19 protein-coding genes and 1 other annotated feature are annotated in these 20,975 nt (G+C 32.1%); of the genes, 18 read left to right on the forward strand and 1 reads right to left on the reverse strand.

Features of this window, described 5'->3' with window-relative positions; genetic code table 11:
* Nucleotides 1-186: 186 nt before the first annotated feature.
* The 4 genes from AMD00_RS23055 (at nt 187) to AMD00_RS00645 (ending at nt 5,326) form a co-directional block, all read left to right on the forward strand.
* On the forward strand, nt 187-363 hold the full coding sequence (locus tag AMD00_RS23055) for a hypothetical protein (protein ID WP_157059144.1): 177 nt from the start codon (nt 187-189) through the stop codon (nt 361-363).
* A gap of 95 nt (nt 364-458) precedes the next feature.
* Nucleotides 459-666 (forward strand) — a binding site (T-box leader).
* Between the two features lie 38 nt (nt 667-704).
* The gene (gene leuS, locus AMD00_RS00635; RefSeq protein WP_053415173.1) at nt 705-3,128 is read left to right on the forward strand and encodes a leucine--tRNA ligase; all 2,424 of its coding nucleotides are present in this window, start codon (nt 705-707) and stop codon (nt 3,126-3,128) included.
* Nucleotides 3,129-3,872: 744 nt separating this feature from the next.
* A complete protein-coding gene (map, locus tag AMD00_RS00640) occupies nt 3,873-4,613 on the forward strand; it encodes a type I methionyl aminopeptidase (protein ID WP_053415174.1) in 741 nt (246 codons plus the stop codon).
* A gap of 203 nt (nt 4,614-4,816) precedes the next feature.
* Nucleotides 4,817-5,326 carry a DUF402 domain-containing protein gene (locus AMD00_RS00645; protein WP_053415175.1) on the forward strand — a complete coding sequence of 170 codons (510 nt, stop codon included), beginning with the start codon at nt 4,817-4,819 and terminating at the stop codon, nt 5,324-5,326.
* A gap of 413 nt (nt 5,327-5,739) precedes the next feature.
* Here the strand turns inward: AMD00_RS00645 and AMD00_RS00650 are convergent, their stop codons facing one another.
* Nucleotides 5,740-6,609, reverse strand: coding sequence for a polysaccharide deacetylase family protein (locus tag AMD00_RS00650; protein ID WP_053415176.1), 870 nt, complete (start codon nt 6,607-6,609; stop codon nt 5,740-5,742).
* A 227-nt stretch (nt 6,610-6,836) separates the two neighbouring features.
* Here AMD00_RS00650 and AMD00_RS00655 point away from each other — a divergent pair, with 227 nt between their 5' ends.
* The 14 genes from AMD00_RS00655 (at nt 6,837) to AMD00_RS00715 (ending at nt 20,962) form a co-directional block, all read left to right on the forward strand.
* Nucleotides 6,837-7,232, forward strand: coding sequence for a DUF3888 domain-containing protein (locus AMD00_RS00655; protein WP_053415177.1), 396 nt, complete (start codon nt 6,837-6,839; stop codon nt 7,230-7,232).
* Between the two features lie 183 nt (nt 7,233-7,415).
* Nucleotides 7,416-7,961, forward strand: coding sequence for a GrpB family protein (locus AMD00_RS00660; RefSeq protein ID WP_053415178.1), 546 nt, complete (start codon nt 7,416-7,418; stop codon nt 7,959-7,961).
* A 525-nt stretch (nt 7,962-8,486) separates the two neighbouring features.
* The gene (locus tag AMD00_RS00665) at nt 8,487-8,879 is read left to right on the forward strand and encodes a hypothetical protein (RefSeq protein ID WP_169786288.1); all 393 of its coding nucleotides are present in this window, start codon (nt 8,487-8,489) and stop codon (nt 8,877-8,879) included.
* Nucleotides 8,880-9,078: 199 nt separating this feature from the next.
* Nucleotides 9,079-9,231: a hypothetical protein gene (locus AMD00_RS23060; protein WP_157059145.1), complete on the forward strand. Its 153-nt coding sequence runs from the start codon at nt 9,079-9,081 to the stop codon at nt 9,229-9,231.
* A 59-nt stretch (nt 9,232-9,290) separates the two neighbouring features.
* A complete protein-coding gene (locus AMD00_RS00670) occupies nt 9,291-9,620 on the forward strand; it encodes a hypothetical protein (protein WP_053415180.1) in 330 nt (109 codons plus the stop codon).
* Between the two features lie 133 nt (nt 9,621-9,753).
* Entirely contained in the window at nt 9,754-10,272 is a 519-nt protein-coding gene (locus AMD00_RS00675; RefSeq protein WP_053415181.1) for a hypothetical protein, read from the forward strand.
* Nucleotides 10,273-11,109: 837 nt separating this feature from the next.
* Entirely contained in the window at nt 11,110-12,366 is a 1,257-nt protein-coding gene (locus AMD00_RS00680; RefSeq protein ID WP_157059146.1) for a glycosyltransferase family 4 protein, read from the forward strand.
* Nucleotides 12,360-13,688, forward strand: coding sequence for a glycosyltransferase (locus tag AMD00_RS00685; RefSeq protein ID WP_169786337.1), 1,329 nt, complete (start codon nt 12,360-12,362; stop codon nt 13,686-13,688). Before AMD00_RS00680 ends, AMD00_RS00685 begins: the two co-directional genes overlap by 7 nt.
* A 20-nt stretch (nt 13,689-13,708) precedes the next feature.
* Entirely contained in the window at nt 13,709-13,966 is a 258-nt protein-coding gene (locus AMD00_RS00690) for a hypothetical protein (RefSeq protein ID WP_053415183.1), read from the forward strand.
* On the forward strand, nt 13,953-16,670 hold the full coding sequence (locus AMD00_RS00695; protein WP_053415184.1) for a glycosyltransferase: 2,718 nt from the start codon (nt 13,953-13,955) through the stop codon (nt 16,668-16,670). The genes AMD00_RS00690 and AMD00_RS00695 overlap by 14 nt, the downstream gene beginning before the upstream one ends.
* Nucleotides 16,671-16,810: 140 nt before the next feature.
* Nucleotides 16,811-18,088 (forward strand): nucleotide sugar dehydrogenase, encoded by a 1,278-nt coding sequence (locus tag AMD00_RS00700; RefSeq protein WP_053416737.1) that lies wholly within the window; start codon nt 16,811-16,813, stop codon nt 18,086-18,088.
* Nucleotides 18,085-18,888 carry an ABC transporter permease gene (locus tag AMD00_RS00705; protein WP_053415185.1) on the forward strand — a complete coding sequence of 268 codons (804 nt, stop codon included), beginning with the start codon at nt 18,085-18,087 and terminating at the stop codon, nt 18,886-18,888. The genes AMD00_RS00700 and AMD00_RS00705 overlap by 4 nt, the downstream gene beginning before the upstream one ends.
* Nucleotides 18,889-18,902: 14 nt before the next feature.
* Entirely contained in the window at nt 18,903-19,811 is a 909-nt protein-coding gene (locus tag AMD00_RS00710) for an ABC transporter ATP-binding protein (protein WP_053415186.1), read from the forward strand.
* A 350-nt stretch (nt 19,812-20,161) separates the two neighbouring features.
* Nucleotides 20,162-20,962 carry an alpha/beta fold hydrolase gene (locus tag AMD00_RS00715; protein WP_053415187.1) on the forward strand — a complete coding sequence of 267 codons (801 nt, stop codon included), beginning with the start codon at nt 20,162-20,164 and terminating at the stop codon, nt 20,960-20,962.
* The last annotated feature ends 13 nt before the right edge of the window (nt 20,963-20,975 follow it).

Below are 20,975 nucleotides of genomic sequence, written 5' to 3' on the forward strand. Positions count from 1 at the left end.
CGCTCAAATTGGTAATAAAAACTATAAATTCAATTATACGTTTAAAAAGAGGTGGAAAAATATTTTTTATTACATCATGAAGTGATGAAAACCGTTGATACTTCAATGTTTATAGAGGGAGGTTAGTTGAAGAAGGAAAGGACTATTTGAATCATAAATCGAATAAATAATAATAGAGGTATGTAGATGTATAACTTTGAAAATGAAATTAAACAAATAAAAAATAAGCAATTAGACGATTTTTTTGGTAATGACTACTTTCATGATGGATTCATTCTTTCCATAGATTGGATTGATGAAAATTCTGTAAGGATGAAATTCTCCTGCGAAAGAGAGTGGGGATACTTTAAGAAAATAATTTAAGTACATTTTACAAAACTTAATATTCTAAATATATAGATTTTCAAGAAAAGCTTTACAATAAACTAAATTATCTGTATTATTCGTATAAATTAAATATATTTACATTGATTGGAAATAGTAAGGAACACTTATTGTATAGAGAACTGTTGGTTGGTGGAAAACAGTCAGTAAATTCCCGAACTCGTCCAGGAGTATTTATGCTGAAAATAAGTAGGTATAGACGGCAGCTACCGTTAAAGTATAAGTGGGTTAATACTTTTTAACCAATTAGAGTGGTACCGCGAATCGAACTTCGTCTCTTTATTGAGACGGAGTTTTTTTATTTTTAAGGAGGTTAAATCATGACATACGAATTTATAGAAATAGAAAACAAATGGAAACATTATTGGGAGAAAAACAAAGTATTTGAAACAAATGTCTATGATAATACAAAACCGAAATATTATATTTTAGACATGTTTCCATACCCTTCAGGTTCGGGGTTACATGTTGGGCATCCCAAAGGCTATACGGCTACAGATGTTATAGCACGTATGAAACGAATGCAAAGTTATAATGTTTTACATACGATGGGCTGGGATGCATTTGGCTTACCAGCTGAGCAATATGCGATGCAAAATAAGCAACACCCGAAATTTATTACGAAACAAAATATTGATACGTATCGTCGCCAAATTAAAAGTTTAGGGTTTTCTTACGATTGGGATAGAGAAGTTAATACAACGGACCCTAATTATTATAAATGGACACAATGGATCTTTATTAAGCTTTTTGAAAAAAATTTAGCTTACATGGATGAAGTGTCGGTGAACTGGTGTGAGGAACTAGGTACAGTATTAGCAAATGAGGAAGTGATTGACGGGAAAAGTGAACGAGGTGGCTATCCTGTTATAAGAAAACCAATGAAACAATGGGTTTTAAAGATAACAGAATATGCGGACCGATTACTTGAAGATTTAGAGGATCTAGATTGGCCTGAAAGTTTAAAGGAAATTCAAAGAAATTGGATTGGCCGTTCTGAAGGGGCACAAGTGAAATTTAAAGTTACTGGCAAAGACAAAAGCTTTGAAGTCTTCACCACTCGTCCAGATACATTATTTGGTGCGACTTACTGTGTATTAGCGCCAGAGCATACATTAGTAAAAGAAATCACAACCAATACACAATGTGAAGCAGTAGAAGCATACTTAGAAAAAGTAGCGTTAAAATCTGACTTAGAGCGTACTGATTTAGCAAAAGAAAAGACAGGAGTCTTCACAGGTGCGTATGCAATAAATCCAATCAACGGTAAAGAGGTGCCAATTTGGATTGCTGACTATGTATTATCAACATATGGAACAGGTGCAATTATGGCCGTTCCTGCACATGATGAGCGAGACTACGAGTTCGCAAAAGAGTTTGATTTAGATATCACACCAGTACTTGAAGGTGGTGACATCGAAAAAGAAGCGTTCACTGGTGACGGTGCACACATTAACTCATACTTCTTAAATGGCTTAAATAAAGAAGACGGTATTGCAAAAGCAATCGCTTGGCTTGAAGTAAACGGATTCGGTGAAAAGAAAATTACGTACCGTTTACGTGATTGGTTATTCTCTCGTCAACGCTACTGGGGTGAACCTATCCCAATTATTCATTGGGAAGATGGTACAATGACGGCTGTTTCAGAGTCGCAGTTACCTCTAATGTTACCTGAGACGAACAATATTTATCCTTCTGGCACAGGTGAATCCCCTCTAGCTAATATTGAAGAATGGGTGAATGTTGTAGATCCTGCTACAGGGATGAAAGGCAGAAGAGAAACCAATACAATGCCACAATGGGCAGGTTCTTGCTGGTATTATTTAAGATATATAGATCCTAATAATCAACATGCAATTGCAGATCCCGAGTTATTAAAAGAGTGGCTACCTGTAGATACATATATTGGTGGTGTAGAACATGCGGTTCTTCACTTACTGTATGCACGTTTTTGGCATAAAGTATTGTATGATATTGGTGTAGTTCCAACAAAAGAGCCATTCCAAAAACTTTATAATCAAGGGATGATTCTTGGTTCTAACAATGTGAAAATGAGTAAATCAAAAGGGAATGTAGTAAATCCAGATGATATTGTATTGAGTCATGGAGCAGATAGTTTACGTTTATATGAAATGTTTATGGGACCACTTAATGCTTCAGCACCTTGGACAACGAATGGGCTGGACGGAGCCAAGCGTTATTTAAAACGTGTTTGGGATTTAGTCATCGATAATGATGGTCAGATAAATTCAAATGTAATTATGAAAGAATCTTCCGATGAACTTTTATTTGAGTATCATCAATTAATAAAAAAAGTGACGGAGGATTTTACAGAGTTTAGATTTAATACAGGAATTTCCCATTTAATGACATTCCAAAATACTTTAAGTAAAGAAGAAGTACTTCCTCAGGATATTATTGAGGGCTATATTAAGTTATTATCACCAATTGCGCCGCATTTAGCTGAAGAATTATGGAGTAAACTTGGTCATGAAGATACAATTGCCTATGAAAATTGGCCAATTTCTAATGAAAAATTTTTAGTGAAAAATGTTTCTGAAGTTGTTGTGCAAATTAATGGTAAATTCAAAACTAAAATAAATATGCCGATGAATCTTGATCAGCAACAGGTAGAAGACTTAGTGCGAGAAGACACAAAAGTTAATATTGCGCTTGAAAATAAAACGATTATTAAAGTGATTTACATTCAAAATAAAATAATAAACTTCCAATGCAAAAATTAATGTATAAATAATGAGTTGTATTTAAGTTGGGGGTTAGATTAATGGGAAATAGAAGAGCAACAGTTGCTGATGCAGCGGATATTGCTAAAGTTCATTTAGATTCATGGCGTACTACTTATGATGGAATCATACCTGCTATTTCTTAAACAATTTAACTTATGATGAGCGTTCTTCGCTATGGAAAACAAATATTACCCGTGCAAATAATATGGTTTTTGTAGCTGAAAATGGAGAAGGTCAAATTATTGCTTTTGCTGATATAAGTAAAAGAGAAAAGAACTTAGAGGAAAATACTACCGATTTAACTTCGATTTACTTTTACAGTTTTTAAAAAATTAACTAGAAGTTGAATGGCTCTCTAGAACCTGTTGGAAAATGTTTTAAATCTTTTTTACTAAACTAAATTTCATTTATCATCAAACCCAACCCACGATTTTTATCTATGTTCAAAATTCGTGGGTTTCTCCTATTATAAAATCAACGTTCATATACTACTTTTAGTTGAACTATATTCCAAACCTACACAAGTGATGGGTGGAACAAAATAACCATACAGAATAGTAAAGATGAACCTTTGTAAAATTGAAGTGTATATCCATGAAAAAAATATATTGTGAAACATTTCACTTAAACTAACGGGGCAGGTTTGTTCAACAGTGAGTGTTGAAGAAAAATCCATTACTACAAATAATTAAATGATATACTAATCATAAAATACGTTAAAAAGAGAGGATATACAATACAATGGTTGCAAAGACTAAAGAGGATTTTACTGGATTAAAGGTAATTGGTGAAATTTGTGGTGCTATTCGAGATGAATTAGTCCATAGTACGAAACCTGGAATTACCACAAAAGAACTCGATGAAATTGCGAGAGAGATGTTTGAAAAAGCAGGAGCTCAATCTGCCCCGAAAAGTGAATACGATTTTCCTGGTTATACGTGCATTAGCATAAATGAAGAAGTAGCGCACGGAATTCCGGGGAAACGGGCAATTCAAGAAGGGGACATTGTAAATATTGATGTTTCAGGTTCAAAAAACGGGTATTTCGCAGATACCGGAATTTCCTTTGTAGTAGGGGAAGGAGAGGCAATTTTACATAAAATATGTGACGTTGCTAAAGGAGCATTCGATGCTGGACTTAAGAAGGCAATGCCAGGTTCAAAAATAAGCGCGCTTGGAAAAGCTGCACACAATGTAGCAAAACAGCATAGCTTAACAGTCATAAAAAACCTTACTGGACACGGTATTGGACGTTCGATTCATGAAGAACCAAAACACATTTTAAATTACTTCTCTCACTGGGATAACGAAATATTAAAAGATGGTATGGTAATTGCCTTTGAGCCTATGATCTCTACATTTGAAGAGGAAGTTTTCCAATCCGAAGATGGATGGACCTGCCTAACCGATAAAAGCTTTGTGGCTCAATACGAACATACGATTATTCTTACCAAGGAAGGACCAATTATTACTACATTGTAAGAGCACTAATACCACAATAAGGCGCGATTGTTTAATAACGTCGCTGTTCTTCTTAAACTAACGGGGAACTTTACTTTAAGATTATTGGGTTGCATATGCAGCTCTTTTTTCTTTATTGAACTAACGGGGCAGGTTAGTTGAAGAAGAAAATTTCCAATAATCGGGCGAAATATATAGAATAAAATATTTTGAGGAGGATTAAATTGAGTAATCTTGTAAAAATTAAAGCCCTTAAATTCCCTGATATTCTTCACTATGAGTGGGAAGGCGAACTGCTTCTTCACACCTCCGATTATTTACTTGTCCTATGCAAACCAGGTCGCAAATTAATTCATCATACCAAAAATAAGATTTTTACTATCGAAAATACCTCTTTAGAGTATTTTTCCTTGAAAGAATGGTTCACGGCTGCGATGGAAGTTGAAGATGGAAAAGTTGTATCTACATATTGTAACGTGGCAAAACCTTCTATATTTAATAACGAAGAAATAAGTTTTGTTGATTTAGATTTAGATTTTATCCAGGAAAAAAATAAAGAATGGATAGTGGTTGATGAGGATGAATTTGAATCAAATAGTATTAAATTTGGGTATTCAATAGAATTAAAGAGGGAGACACTAAAAGCACTAAAAAGGTTAAAGGAAGAAGTGACACGGGGAAATTTTCCTTTCAACAATCAAGTGGCGTCTATATTTGAAAACCAAAATTCTTAGACCCGGAGTAGGTATTACTTTTCCTATATAATCGAGCAGATTGTGAAGATTGTACTTAAACTAACGGGGAGCTTTACTTGAAGATTATTGGGTTGCATATACAGCTCTTTTTTCTTTATTGAACTAACGGGGCAGGTTAGTAGAACAAGAAAAACAATAATAGCGACTATATAGAGTGTCAGTAATCAGTGATTGGGGTTAGTGATATGGGGAAGAAAATATGGTTATTAATTAATGAGAGTTTGAGTGTCTTAAAAAAGAAGACATATTCCCTTTAGCGAGGGGAATATGTCTTCTTTGTCTTTTTTTATGCAATAGATGTGCTTTTTGTAAACATGTTGGTGGTACCCCATATAGTAATACAAAAAAAGCCTTCAAGAAAAAATATTAAAGGTAAATGTAAAAGATACATTCTATTTCTTAAATGGAATATTCAACAATTCTGGAACTGTGACAAATTCATATCCTTGCTCTTGCAGTTTTGGGATAATTTGGTGAAGCGATTCGATCGTATTCGTTCGATCTCCACCCGATTCTGCCCCATCGTGCATGAGAATAATCGCGCCTGGATGAATGTTGTCTACTACATTCGAAGCAATAACTTCCGGCGGGTCTTCCTGCCAATCCAACGAATCAACCGACCAGGCAATCACGTAATAGTTCATTTCCCTAAGCTTCTCGACTAATTCATTGTATAAGAAGCCATATGGTGGTCTAAATAATTTTGTCCTGTATCCAATAATGTCGTTAAGAGCATCTTCCGTTCTAGTTACTTCCCTCTCTAGGGTTCCGAGGTCGGATTCTTTGACAAGGTTAGGATGGGAATAGGTATGGTTTCCGATTACATGACCCTCGTTTTGCATTCGCTTGACAATTTCAGGGTTAGCAACGGCTTTTGAACCTAACACGAAGAATGTTGCTGGTACATTGTACTGTTTTAATACATCTAATACATCATTTGAAAAACGTGGATCAGGACCATCATCAAAAGTTAAAGCAACTCGTTTTTGATCAGTAGTACCTTGTAAGAAAAATATTTCTGGATACCGTTGTTGTAAAATTCTTAGGTCAACAGGCTGCTGAGGATCCCGCCCGGAATTTTCAGATCCTCCTTTAAGGTCAGGTAAATCTTCTTCCGGATCAGCTCGTAAGTCCGCTTTCAACCATTGCCTCGATACATCTACCAAGGGTCCCTCATTCGCATAAACAGTCATGATATCTGTTATATGCAAACAAAATAAAAACCCCGTAAGCAACAACCACTTGAATATTCGTTCTTTCATCCATTCATCTCCTTTTTATATTGATACCCGTTTTAGCGATGGCTATTCTAACCTGAATGTGTTTTTATTTCTCATAGTTGTTTAGCATAATAAAAATTTCATTTTTTGTTCAACTAACGGTTTTGTTGAACTTATTTAACTAAAGGGGCAGATTAGTTGAACAAACACATGATTTTTATGAACTGGGCAAGCTACCTTGACTGATAAAATAAGGTGGTTATTCAAATATGAAAAAAAAACAAATTACCTCTATTTTGATTTCACTCGTTTTGGTATTAACGTTTATCACTTCGGGAGTGATGTTGTCGAATACAGGTAAAGCTGAAGCTGAAAAAGTAAGTTCTGAAGAAGAGCATTCCGATTTTTATGATGTATTATTAGTTTTATTAGACCCTGAGGCTAGGAAAGTGATTAATAAGGAATATCCAAATCGTAGTTATGCACTTTGGAATGCAGAAATCTTAGAAGTAAAACGACTAACTGGCGGGTATTCTCAATATGATTTTACTGTGAAAGTAAAATATGATACGTATACAGGTCCATTTAATCCACCTGAAGGTCCTATTACAATAACCTTTCATGTAACAACAGATGGAGTTTCAGTAGCGAAAATTCAAAAATGAGTCTTGATACAGCTTTGTATCTAATTCAACTAACGGGTGCTTTAGTAAAAGATCCAGTCTAATCCAAGAATGATAACGCTCTTTTCTGTTGAACTTATTAAATTAATGAGCTAGGTTTGTAAAAGAATGCAGGTACAAAGGTTTTTCTGAAACTAAAAAATTAGAATCCTGGGGGAGAGTAAAATGAAAGATATTCATGATGAAAGCACCTGGCCCGTTTGGGCTAATGAGACAATAGACATTGTCGAACCAAATCCGAAGTGGGTAGAAAAAGGTATTCAGGAAAAAGAGCTTCTGCTTAATCTTCTTTCAAGTTTCGGCATAACGGAAATTCAACATTATGGAAGCACATCTATTCCTAATTTACCAGCTAAACCTATCATTGATTTAATGGCTAAAATTGATTCATTTCAAAAAATTAAAGAAATATCTTTATGGTTAGCTAATCACGACTGGCATTATGTACCACCTAACTTAGATAATCGACCTTGGCAAAGATTTTTTGTGAAAGTAATTAACGACAAACGAGTAGTACATCTACATATTTTACTTGAGGGAGAAGAACGGTGGGATAATCAGTTGCTTTTTCGTGATTTATTACGGAATAATCAGCAGTTTATTGATGAATACGCTATTCTTAAAAGAAATTTAGCAGAAAAATACAGCAATGATCGTGAAGCGTACACTAAAACAAAAACAAAATTTATCAATTATGTTCTTAAGTCTTAGTTGTGAACTAATATAAGTTTGTGAATAAATATACTTAAACTAACGGGTGCTTTAGTAAAAAATATCAAGTAGTTTACTTACTATTTAAGAAAAAACCACCAATGTAATTGATGGTTTTAGTTTATTTATAAGGATTGTCGTACTTATGATAACTATTTCCACCCATAAGTTCGACTTTAGTTTCAGCGTCTATAACAACAAATTTATGGAACTCTTCTGTTTCATTTTGGTGAAAAGATGCAAAAAAATACATTTGCCGATTAGGGTTTACATGAGTCTGGCTTTGCAGATTCATTCTAAAGGAGTCATTAGAAGAAACACGTTAGCTGTATGTAATTATAGGTATAACCTTACATAGAACAAGAGAGGAACGCATTTTTTTGTAGTACCTCTCTTATTTATAAAGAACTCAATAGTTATAGGAGGATTTGTTTTATGAAAAGAAAAGCAACATTATTGATCTTATTTCTCTTATTATAAACCGCTTGTAGTAAGTCCAGTAGTGGTGAATTCCTAACTACAAATATGTATACCGAATCATTAAATGAGGATGAAACATATTATATGGTTAGTGCTATTGAGTGGACAGGTAAAAACCCAGCGGTCATTAATTCCTTGGAGCTAATTAAAGAAGATGGAAAACCTGTATTATTCGAAGACGATGGCATTTCTTATAAATTTTATGGTGCCGATTCTCAAAAGTCGGAAGGAACATATACATTTGACAATATAGGCGATTTAAAAGATATAGAAGGACTTAAAGTCAAAGGTAAGGGGAAAATCGTAATAGGAATGACATTAGGTAAAGTAACCAAAGACAGTAATCGTAAACTCAAAGTGAACTATACGATAAACGGAAAAGTCCGAGAGCAAATAATCCTATCCCATACATATAAAGAACTTAGTACAAGGAAGTAAGTGATTCTATTAAAGTAGATGACCGAGGAAGTATGTATCATCTATTCCGATATTTAGGTATTATTATAAAAAGGAAGAATATTCCGATATAAGTATATGAAAAGAACAGAAGACGGTTGTGAGGAACACAATCAAACTATATGAATTAACTCTTAATAATAAGAGCTGCTGTATATATTAAATACTAGGAGATGATTAAATGGGGAAATTAAGTAAAAGTATAATGTTAGGTATGTTAAGTACTGGATTACTATTATCCAGCGTAGTTGTAGTAGACACTGAATCTACTGTTCAAGCAGCTAGTACTAAAACTAGCAATGTAAAAAGCAAGGAAGTTAGTCAAAAAGCATAGGAGGAGCTGTAGCTATATTTTCTATTGCAAGTTCTGCATGGGACGCTTTTAAGACATTAGTGGGCTATGCACCTATAACGGGTGGGTCTAGTGATAAAGTACAAGTTAATATTAGATATGATATTAATAAAAAATTTACTTATTTGGACACAGCAGGGAAGTACCAACTAGGTGCAGTTACCGAACGACTTTATATACATTTTGTAGATACCTATATGTACTTTAATACTAGTCAAGGGGGAAAATCTACTACTCATAAGAATTACTTATATAATACGTATACTACACCAAATGATGCTGAACCTTGGAAAAAAGCATTATACTGGGCTGGAGATCCTTGGTCTGAATATTTGAATGTAACAATTTACGGAAAGCCTTTTTATTTCTAAATAAATCTATTCTGGTAAAGGTGTTTATTTAGCCCTTTACCATTTCTAATATATTTAAGTAATTAATAAAATATTTGATTATTTTTAACAACTAATTGTAGTGCCTACATTTTCTATTAAAGGATGTGTTAAATTGACTAAGGTTTTAAATTTAGGAATTTGGTTTTTGTTTTTTATTTTGTTTGTTACTTTATTTTACATTGTTCTTGCCTTTATAAAAAACAAACAACGAAAGTATATTACCAGAGCATTATTGATATTCCTTACCTTACTCTTAACAATAGTAGCCTTTTATTTTCCAGTAAAAAATCCACTTCAACAAGCTAAGCAAGTGACATTTACAATAGAGAATGGAGTAAGTGAAGATAAATTAGAAAGTAAAAAAGTAAATGAAATTAAACAGATTATACAAAATCAGCATTTAATTAAAAATACTTCAAAAACCTTAGTAGGAACTTCTCCATATCCTTTTAATGAGGGAATAAATATACATATTTCTGGAAATGAAATTTCTTTTAATATGCTTGTCTTTATTCGTATCGATAATCCGAAAGAATCGTATGTAGAATACAATTCTCAATATTATTCTATACTTAAATCCGATAAATTTGTGCAGGATATAGTTAAGGTTATCAATCGCTTAGAAAGTTGATCCGAGAAGTCGCATAGGATTTGAATCCATTTGTTGCATTATTAGGAGCATATCGTTTAGTCAAGAATCTGTCGCTATTCTTGACTAACACCCTAAAGCAAAAACAAGTAACGAACAGTTATGATGATTTTTTTTGATTTTATGATGAGTATAGACTTTCTTAACTTTATAAGAAGGGGTATATATTTTTATGTCTTTATTCCGAAATGGAGACCGGAGATAACTAATTTTATCTGCGGGTTTCATTGTTCACAAAATGGTAATTTAGCGAACAATGTAGAATTGGAAAAAAGTATATAGTATAATAAGTATATAACTTTTCATACCAAAAGGAGCACTTTATATACTTAACTGAATAATCTAAAACGCCCTCCAGCTTAATTTGTTGGAGGGCGTTTTTTCTGTGATCTTCAACATTATTCCTTTATTGAGGAGAGTGAAAAAATTATATTACAAACATCAGTTATGACAAACAGTACATCTGATTTGTATGCTGTACTGCAATTCATAAATAAACAATTCATTTACAAAGTTAATAAATTGACAATATTATTTAACTTTTAGATTAATGTTCACGCTTTTATTAGATGGATTATTTAATACAATTTCAAAAGACAGATCGAAACAAATGGATAATACGATACATATGCTAAAAAGTATTGAATTTATTAACAAACCTTGATTATTTACATTTATTAATAAAAATTTACAAATCATTAATGATAAAGAATCATTACATTAACAAATAATGTAAAAATAGATGTTACAATGAACAAGCTATCAGATGTAATTTAAAACTGTTTCGGTAAAAACATCTAATTTAGGAGGATACTCTAATTGTCAAAAACTAAAGTATTGATTATCACTCAAAATTTTCATCCTGAAATTGGTAGCCACGCAAATAGAATGAATAATATTTTTCAATTACTACAGATAGATGGCTATGAGGTCTCTGTCTTGACTACGGAACCGTCTTATCCAAACAAACATCTTTATGAAGATGAGAAGTTTTGGAATAACAAATCGTTAAATGATCATGAGAATATTCATAGAGTCCATGTTAAAAATAGAAAATATGCATTTAGTATGTTAAATAGGTTAATCCACTATATTGAAATTTCATTAAAAATGCTATTTTTTGTTTTATTTGATAAGCAAAAATATGATGTAGTATTTGTTACATCGCCAGCTATTTTTATGGCGTTTGTTGGTGTCATAGCGAAAATTAAGTATAAATCAAAATTTATTTTAGATATTAGAGATCTTTGGCCCGAATCATTAAAAGGGGTTGGAGTTTTTAATAACAAGTGGATCATTAAGTTTTTTTCGATATTAGAAGTTTATTTATATAGAAAAGCAAACTACATCGTCATTAACAGTATTGGTTTTATGGATTATATCGTAAAAAAGTCAAAAGTAGACCGCAACAAAATCATATTCATTCCAAATGCTGCTCGAGAATTTGAGGTGAATGCAATAAACAAAAAAGATGACCAATTTAAAGTCATCTATACAGGTAATATTGGACTCGCTCAGGATGTAGAGTTCCTCAAAAAATTAGTTCAACACTTGAATCAAAATCATATTTCGATCACTATCGTTGGCTATGGACAAAAGAAAAATGAGCTATTCAAGTTTATTAGCGATAACAAATTAGATAATGTAACAATCGAAAATCCTACTACTCGACATGAGTGTTTAAAGTTAAATGCAAAACATGATGTTGGTGTACTAGCCTTAAATAATAAGGAAGTATTTGATACAGTTTTACCAGGTAAATTAATCGATTATATGTCATCTGGATTGCCAGTTGTAGCAGCTGTTTCAGGATATTCAAAAGAGCTTATAGAAGAGAATCAAACAGGCTTTGTTTCTGAAAATCGAGATGCTGCGGAAATTGTAGAATATATTTTGATGTTAAAAAATAATCCTAAAATACGAAACAAAATAGCAAATAATAGTATGAATTTGATTAGAAAACATTTTTTATGGGAAAAAAATATAAAAAAATTAACGTGTTTATTTGAAAAGGATTATAAATTAAGAGAAAGAGAACCATTAAACAATAGAATAGATAGGGATTTAACATTATGAGTAAAAACGTATGTATGTTTGTTTGGAACAATTTCACTAATGATGCCAGAGTGCTGAGGGAATGTACCGCGTTATCAGAAGAGGGCTATAAAGTAGACCTTATTTGTATTCATGATCCAACTGATAAAAAGATGAAATTTGAAGAAAAGAGAAGTGAAAACTTTAATGTCTTTAGAGTTCGGAGATACCCCATTCTTTTTACAATACTTCAATCATGTCTCAGATTTTGTTTGAAGTATAAATTAGTAGGAGGAGTTGCGGCATTCATTTGGGTGTTTTCTGTTTATTTTCTGCCTTTAGCCACGCTCTCATTAACTTTTCTTGGGTTGCTTCTTCTAAAGACAAAGGTTAAAACAGTGTTTATTAGAGGGAGTATAATTTGTCGGATGATTATAAGGGGCAGCAAGAAAAAATATGATCTGTATCATTCCAACGATTTAAATACTTTGCCCCAAGGATTTATATGTTCCAAATGGCGACTGAAAAAGAAAGCACTTATATATGATTCCCATGAAGTTCAAACAAGTAGAACGGGTTACGATAGTCCAATTTATGGCATGATGGAACAGTTTTTTATTAAAAGAATCGATTCTATGATAGTAGAAAACCATACAAGAGCTAAATACAACGAAGACTTATATGGATTTTATCCGAATGTAGTGCATAACTATCCTTTTTTGCAGACAGAAGTTTCAAATGAAACAGTAAATCTTCATAAAATGCTTCAATTACCTGTAAATGAAAAGATCTTACTTTACCAAGGGGGAATTCAAGCGGGTAGGGGCTTGAAACAATTAATACAGGCCGTTCCAAAATTTAAGGAAGGAACACTTGTATTAATTGGAGACGGTAGAATAAAACTTGATTTGGTGAAGATGGTGAAGGAAATGAATCTTCAGGAGAAAGTAAGGTTTATACCAAAAGTACCACTTACTGAATTACCGAAATATACAAAGAATGCTTATATCGGTTTTCAAGTATTGAATAACACAAACTTTAATCATTACTCAGCTTCTTCAAATAAACTATTTGAATATATGATGGCAGGTGTACCAGTGGTTGCATGCGACTTTCCTGAAATCAAAAGAGTAATTGAGGGAGAAAATACAGGGATATGTATCGATTCTCATAATCCAAGTGCTATTGCTGATGCAGTGAATAGACTAATAGAGAATAGTGAATTACATAACCAATTAAGAGAAAACAGTTTAAAGGCTAGTAAAATTTATAATTGGGAAAGTGAAAAAGGATTGTTTCTAAATGTTTATACAAAAAGAATGTCTTCATATTTTAAAACGATGGAAACGACTATATCTCATTAAAAATAATAGGAGTGTTAATTTTGGATTTAAAAACAAATGACACATCTGAAGAGCTAGATCAACTAACGAAACGACTAATTTATGAAAAACAGTCTAAAATAAGCATTTTTGAAGAGCTTTTGAGAATATACGAAAGTGAAGAAAAGTTGCTATCGTCGTATAAACAATTATCTGCCCAACATTATGCAATCAGTAATTCAAAACTAGCAAAAGTAACTTATGCATATTGGAGATTTTTGAAAAGAATTAAGCGAGGCAAGAAAAATGAAAATAGCTAATTTGGATGAGCAAATCAATCAAATCAAATCGAGAAAAGAACTAATCGAGTATGCTATTAAAAAAGAAAAATATGAGATCAATCATTTATTAGAAAATAGCAAGTTACCAGATAATATAACCATGGAACCAGTTTCTTTATTCAATGACGAGGCAGATATATCAATCAAAATGGATAAAGAAGAGTATTTATCTTATAGAGAAGAAGTTGCTGATTTCGAGTATTTTGAAAGTATAAAACCATTGCTTGAAATGATACCAGATAGCAACGGAAGTCGTTATTACCAAAAGTATAAAGTAAATGTCGGAATCATAGCAGATGAGTTTTTATTTCAGTCCTACAAAGATGTAGCAAACTTTTATCCGATTACATTTTCTAATTACAAAGACTATAAAAATAAACTAGATTTCTTATTAGTTGTTAGTACTTGGAAGGGCTTGGATAAGGCTTGGGAGGGTTTAGGAAATCCTTCATCAAGAAAAAGAGAAGAAGCACATAAAATAATACATTTTTTTAAAAAGAATAAAATTCAAACTGTGTTTTACTCTAAAGAAGATCCTGTTAATTATGAAGCATTTATTGGATTAGCAAGAAGATGCGAGTATGTATTTACGACAGCAGTAGAGAAGATTGAAAGTTATCAAAAAGACTGTCGTCATAACAACATTTTTGTATTAGAGTTTGGTGTAAATCCGCTTTATCATAATCCAATTGGGATAAAAAATATTCAAAAAAGTAGTGATGTTTTCTTTGCTGGATCGTGGCTAAACAAATATCCGGAAAGGCAAAAGGAAACAATCGAAATATTTGATGGAGTAATTAAGACTAATAGAAGATTAAAAATAGTCGATAGAAATTTTCAGCTAAATAAGCCTAACTATTTCTTTCCAACAAAGTATTTACCATATAGTTCACCAGCTATAGAACATGAATATCTTCAAAAAGTTCATAAATTATATGATTGGTCTATCAACTTAAACTCAATTAAATTTAGTGAAACAATGTTTGCGAATAGAATTTACGAATTACAGGCAATTGGAAATATTATTATCTCTAATTATAGTGTAGGGGTGAATGATAAGTTTCCAAACGTATTTCTTGTGAATCATCAGAACGAGTTAAAGGATATTTTGAATGGTTTTACTAGTGAAGAAGTGTATAAACATCAAGTAGTGGGCATTAGAAATGTTATGTCTTATCATACTACGTTTGAAAGATTTGATTATCTATTAGACTGTATTGGTTTTAACAGGCAGCTACATTCAAAGAAAGTACTGGTTGTCGCAAATTTAATGAGTAAAGATGTAATACTAGATTTCGAAAATCAAACGTATATAGAAAAGGCTTTAATAACTGTAGCTGACTTTAATGAAGAAATAAAACAAGACTATGACTTTATCGCTTTTTTTAATTCAAAATACAATTATCAAGAGTATTACCTAGAAGATATGATAAATGGATTTAAATATACGAATTCTGATTATATTGCAAAAAATAGTTATTATGATGGCAACGAGCTTGTCGAAGGTGTTGAACATACTTATATCAATGAGATGAAGGATAAATATAAAACAGTGTTTTGGTCAAAGGCTTTCCAATCAAATGAATTGTTGAATATGAACCAAAAACAGATAAGAGAAAATGGCTATTGTATTGATCATTTTGAATTAAATACAGCATATAAAAAAGATCATTTAGAAAGTGATGATAGAACGTATGAATTATCTGTCATTGTTCCTGTTTTTAATAATGGAAAATACTTGTTAAACAAGTGTTTTAATAGTCTTAAAAGAAGTAGCATTTTCGAAAAGATGGAGATCATCATTATAGATGACGGTTCTTCAAAAAAAGAGACGATTGCAACGATTAATAGAATTGCTAGGGACCATCCTAACATCGTCACCTATTTCTATCATGAAGGGGGAAGTGGGAGTGCTTCAAGAGCTAGAAATAAGGGAGCGGAACTTGCTACTACCGAATATGTAACGTATTTAGATCCAGACAATGAAGCCGTTAATGATGGCTATGCCAAATTGTTAAATGTATTAAAAAATGATAATGAATTAGATATAGCCATTGGAAATATGATTAAGCTAAATAATTTGAAAATTGGTAATTTTAAATACTTTGAAACTGTAATTAATGCTTGTCAGAGCAACATTATCAATTATCCTAAAAAACTATTAATGGATACCGATTTAAGGACACAAAGTATTCAAGCATTAATAGTGAAAAGGGAAATCATCCTTAACAACAATTTGAAAATGATTGAAAATGCAGGTGGACAAGATACATTGTTTTTCCAAGAACTACTGTTGCATTCAAGTAAAGGGGCTGTGATTGATAAGGATATACATATTTACTACGCAGCTGTGTCCGGATCTGTAACGAATACGGTAACGAAAGCGTTTTTTGAAAAGTATTATACATTAGAGAAAGAAAGACTACCATTTTTGATAAAAAACGACCTGTTGGATTTATATATGGAGCGAAGATTTAACTTCTACTTTAGAAATTGGTATCTCATTAGAATTAAAAAAATTAAGCATGAGGAACAACAAGAAGCTATTGATACGCTCTACAAAATTTATTCATTGTATAAAGAATTTATAATCCAAAAATCCATGGATATAGAAAAATTTGCTGCTCTATATGAGAAAAGAAAATATAAACAGATTATAAAATATTTTTCTAGCATGAATTGAAATGTTGGAATTATTTTGAAAGGAAGTGAGATGTAAAAGACAACTTTTACTTTGCAAAAAGCGAATGCAAATTGAGGAATTTCATTAGTACATCATCTATTTATTGAACTTATTACCATGAATATTGGAGGGAAATAATGATGAAATTATGCACTATTGGCCTAGGGTATATCGGCTTGCCGACATCTATCATGTTTGCAAAACACAATGTAGAAGTAGTAGGAGTAGATGTGAAGAAGGACGTAATAGATGCATTGAATAATGGTGAAATTCATATTGAAGAGCCTGGTCTACAGACAGCACTTGATGAAGTCATTGCAATGGGTACTTTTAGAGCGTCAATTACTCCTGAAACGGCTGATGTGTTTATTATTGCTGTTCCTACACCTAATAATCAGGACCTATATAAATCTTGTGATTTGACCTATGTTAATAGTGCAATAAAATCTATATTACCTTATTTAAAAAGAGGTAATATAATAATCGTTGAATCGACAATTGCTCCTCGTAGTATGGATGATGTTATCAAACCGTTAGTAGATCAAACAGGCTTTGTAGTTGGTAAAGACATTTTCCTTGTACACTGTCCTGAAAGAGTACTGCCCGGTCAGATTTTCCATGAGTTAGTGTTTAATAATAGGATAGTTGGCGGAATTACTCCTGCATGTGAAGAAGCAGGGGCTATCGTTTATAGCACTTTTGTAAAAGGTGAAATTATTAAAACGGATGCGAGAACAGCGGAGATGTCTAAGTTAATGGAGAATACATTTAGAGATGTGAATATAGCACTTGCAAATGAATTAGCGAATGTATGTCATCGATTAGAGATAAATGTATTAGATGTAATCGAAATGGCCAATAAACATCCACGTGTCAATATACATACACCAGGTCCAGGTGTAGGAGGTCACTGCTTAGCTGTCGATCCATACTTTATCGTTGCAAAGGCACCAGAAATTGCTCAGTTAATAAAGTTATCACGTACTGTTAACACCTCTATGCCTCAATTTGTAGTAGAGAATGTCAATAAACTAATGAGTAATGTCGAAGGAAAAGTTATTACTATTTTAGGCCTCACATATAAAGGTAATGTGGATGACATTCGTGAAAGTCCAGCAATTGAAGTATTCAAACAATTACAAGCAGAGCATAATTATGAAGTACGAGCTTATGATCCACACGTTAAATTAGATTGGGTTATACAAGATTTAGAGCTAGCGGTAAAAGACTCTGATCTCATCGTTGTATTATCTGATCATGATGAGTTTAAGGAATTTGGAGATCCGGACTTTTCCACTATGTCAAATATAAGGATTTTTGATACAAAAAATGTAGTCAAACGTGTTCCCAATTATGTTGAATATATTAATTATGGAAACCTTTATAACTATACTAAAAAGAAAGCAACTGCTGTATGAATTTTGTACGACAGATATTAAAAGAACAAATTTCTCATCTTAATTTGATATTTCGATTAAGCTTATATGAAGAAAAAGGAAAGTATGCAATGCACTATTTGGGTGCTTTATGGCAAATATTAAATCCATTCATTCAAATTGGTGTATATTGGCTCATTTTTGGTTTAGGAATAAGAAAGGGTTCTCCTGTTGAGGGAACCCCATTTTTTCTATGGCTGATTATTGGGTTAGTACCGTGGTTATATATCAGTAGGACAATTACACAAGCTTCAAATAGTGTTTATGCAAAAGTAAACTTAGTATCTAAAATGAACTTTCCTGTAAGCGTTCTGCCTACCATTATTATCGTTGGGAATTCAATCTCTTTCATACCTATGATTATCCTAACTCTTGGCATTGTTTTAGGATATGGTATTTTCTCTGGTATATATTTATTACAATTACTCTATTATTTAGTTTCACTGTATGTCTTTCTGTTTGCAATGACACTGCTATTATCAACAATTACAACTATTATTCGTGATATTCAGATTATAATACAATCAATTGTTCGGTTAATGATGTATTTCTTACCAATCGTCTGGAATGTTCACAACTTCCCTGAATTGTTAGTCAGTATGTTGAAATTGAATCCTTTATTTTATATTATTGAAGGATTTAGACATTCTCTCTTAGGAGGGGAATGGTTTTTTGAGGATATTCCATATACCATTTATTTTTGGAGTATAACTATCCTAATACTTACAATAGGTTCATATATACATTTGAAATTTCGTGATAGATTTGTTGACTACCTATAGTCGGAGGAAAAGATATGAATCCGAAAATTCGATTTATGAATGTGTCAAAAAGTTTCAGTTTATATAGTAAGCAATCTGAAAAACTATTTGATATTATTTCTCTAAAAAAAGATAGAGATCATTTTTTTGCACTTAGAAATATTAGTTTTGAGGTGAATGAAGGAGAAGCCATTGGTCTTATTGGATTAAATGGTTCTGGCAAATCTACTCTTTCAAATCTATTAGCGCAAGTTATACCTCCAAGTTTAGGTAAGGTCGAAATAAATGGAGAAACATCACTAATTGCTATTTCTGTAGGATTAAATAATTCATTAACAGGGTTAGAAAATATTAAGCTAAAATGTTTGATGCACGGTTTAAGTAGCGCTGAAATTAATAAAATAAAATCAGCTATCATAGACTTTGCAGATATAGGAAAGTTTATTAATCAACCTGTTAAAAACTATTCTAGTGGTATGAAGTCCCGTTTAGGTTTTGCAATATCAATTCATACAAATCCTGATATTCTAATTATAGATGAAGCATTATCTGTGGGAGACCAAACATTCTATAAGAAGTGTCTAGATAAGATAAATGAATTTAAAAGCCAAGGAAAAACGATTATTTTTGTAAGTCACTCATTGTCCCAAATAGAAGCGTTTTGCGAAAGAGTGATGTGGATTCATTTTGGGCAAATAAAAATGTTCGATGAAGCAAAAAAAGTAATTAGTGAATATAAAAAATTTATAAATTGGTTTAATTCCTTAAGTGAAAGTCAAAAGAAGAAGAGTAGAAATGAAATGTTAGAAGATCAATACAAAGAAGTTTCTAACGGCCAAGCACAACTTGTGAAGAGTAAACGTGGAAATTCGAATTTGGGGTTTGTTCTACAAATATTAATATTAATATTGATAGTGATTTCAAGCGCTACTTATATGTTTTAATCATGAGGTAAGGTCAAAAGAAGCAGTCTAACCAAATATTAATAGATTAAACTAATAAGAGGATATATGTTCATACATTGAACATATATCCTCTTATTTTAAATAATTAAAGTCATTATTTAGGGGTTACATTTTTGTCAGTTAGAATATGAAACGCCCTTTTAATTATTTGGCTTTTTTAAGTTAAATCTTTTGTAGAGCTGTTTTATTTATAGAAACAAAAAAGAAAACGATATATATATATATCATCTGTTATTTGGTATTTAGGTAGTAAATTTATACTAGATTTTTAAAGTGTAATCATTCAAAATGAATATAGTAAAGATAAATAGGAAAGGGAGGCATGTTACATGAATGATTTGATGACTCGAAATAATGTGAAGGTAATGGGGCAGGGAGAGCAAACAATTATTTTTGCGCATGGGTTTGGTTGTGATCAGAGCATGTGGCAATATATTGCGCCTAAATTTGCAGAGAACTATCGTGTAGTTTTATTTGACTATATTGGGTCAGGAAATTCAGATTTTACAGCGTACCAATCCGAAAAATACAGTACGCTTCAAGGTTATAAGCAGGATGTATTAGATATTATTGAAGAGATGGATCTTCAAAATATACTGTTCATTGGCCATTCTATTAGTTCGATGATTGGTATGCTGGCAGCGATTGATCGACCAGATTATTTCGATAAGTTAATAATGATTGGGCCATCCCCTTGTTATTTAAATGATACAGACGGTTATCGTGGTGGCTTTGAACAAAATGATATTAAAGAATTACTTACTATGATGGAGATGAATTTTGCAGGGTGGGCTAGTTATATGGCGCCACTTGCTATGGACCAAACTAAAGATCCTAAGTTAACCTATGATTTGGAGAATAGCTTTGTATCAACGAACCCACGTGTTGCAAGAGAATTCGCGGAAGTAACATTCTATTCAGATTATCGAGAAAGCTTACCATTATTGAAAGTTCCAACCCTTATTATTCAATGCTCGAATGATAGCATTGTTCCAATTGAAGTAGGGCAGTATTTAAATAAGTGTATAGAAAATAGTACGCTTCAAATTATAGAAGCTAAAGGGCACTATCCACATATAAGTCAGCCAGTAGAAACAACTAATATAATAGTAGATTATCTAATGAAATAATTTGTGTAAGGGA

The organism is Viridibacillus arvi, assembly GCF_001274945.1.
GTDB lineage: Bacteria > Bacillota > Bacilli > Bacillales_A > Planococcaceae > Viridibacillus > Viridibacillus arvi.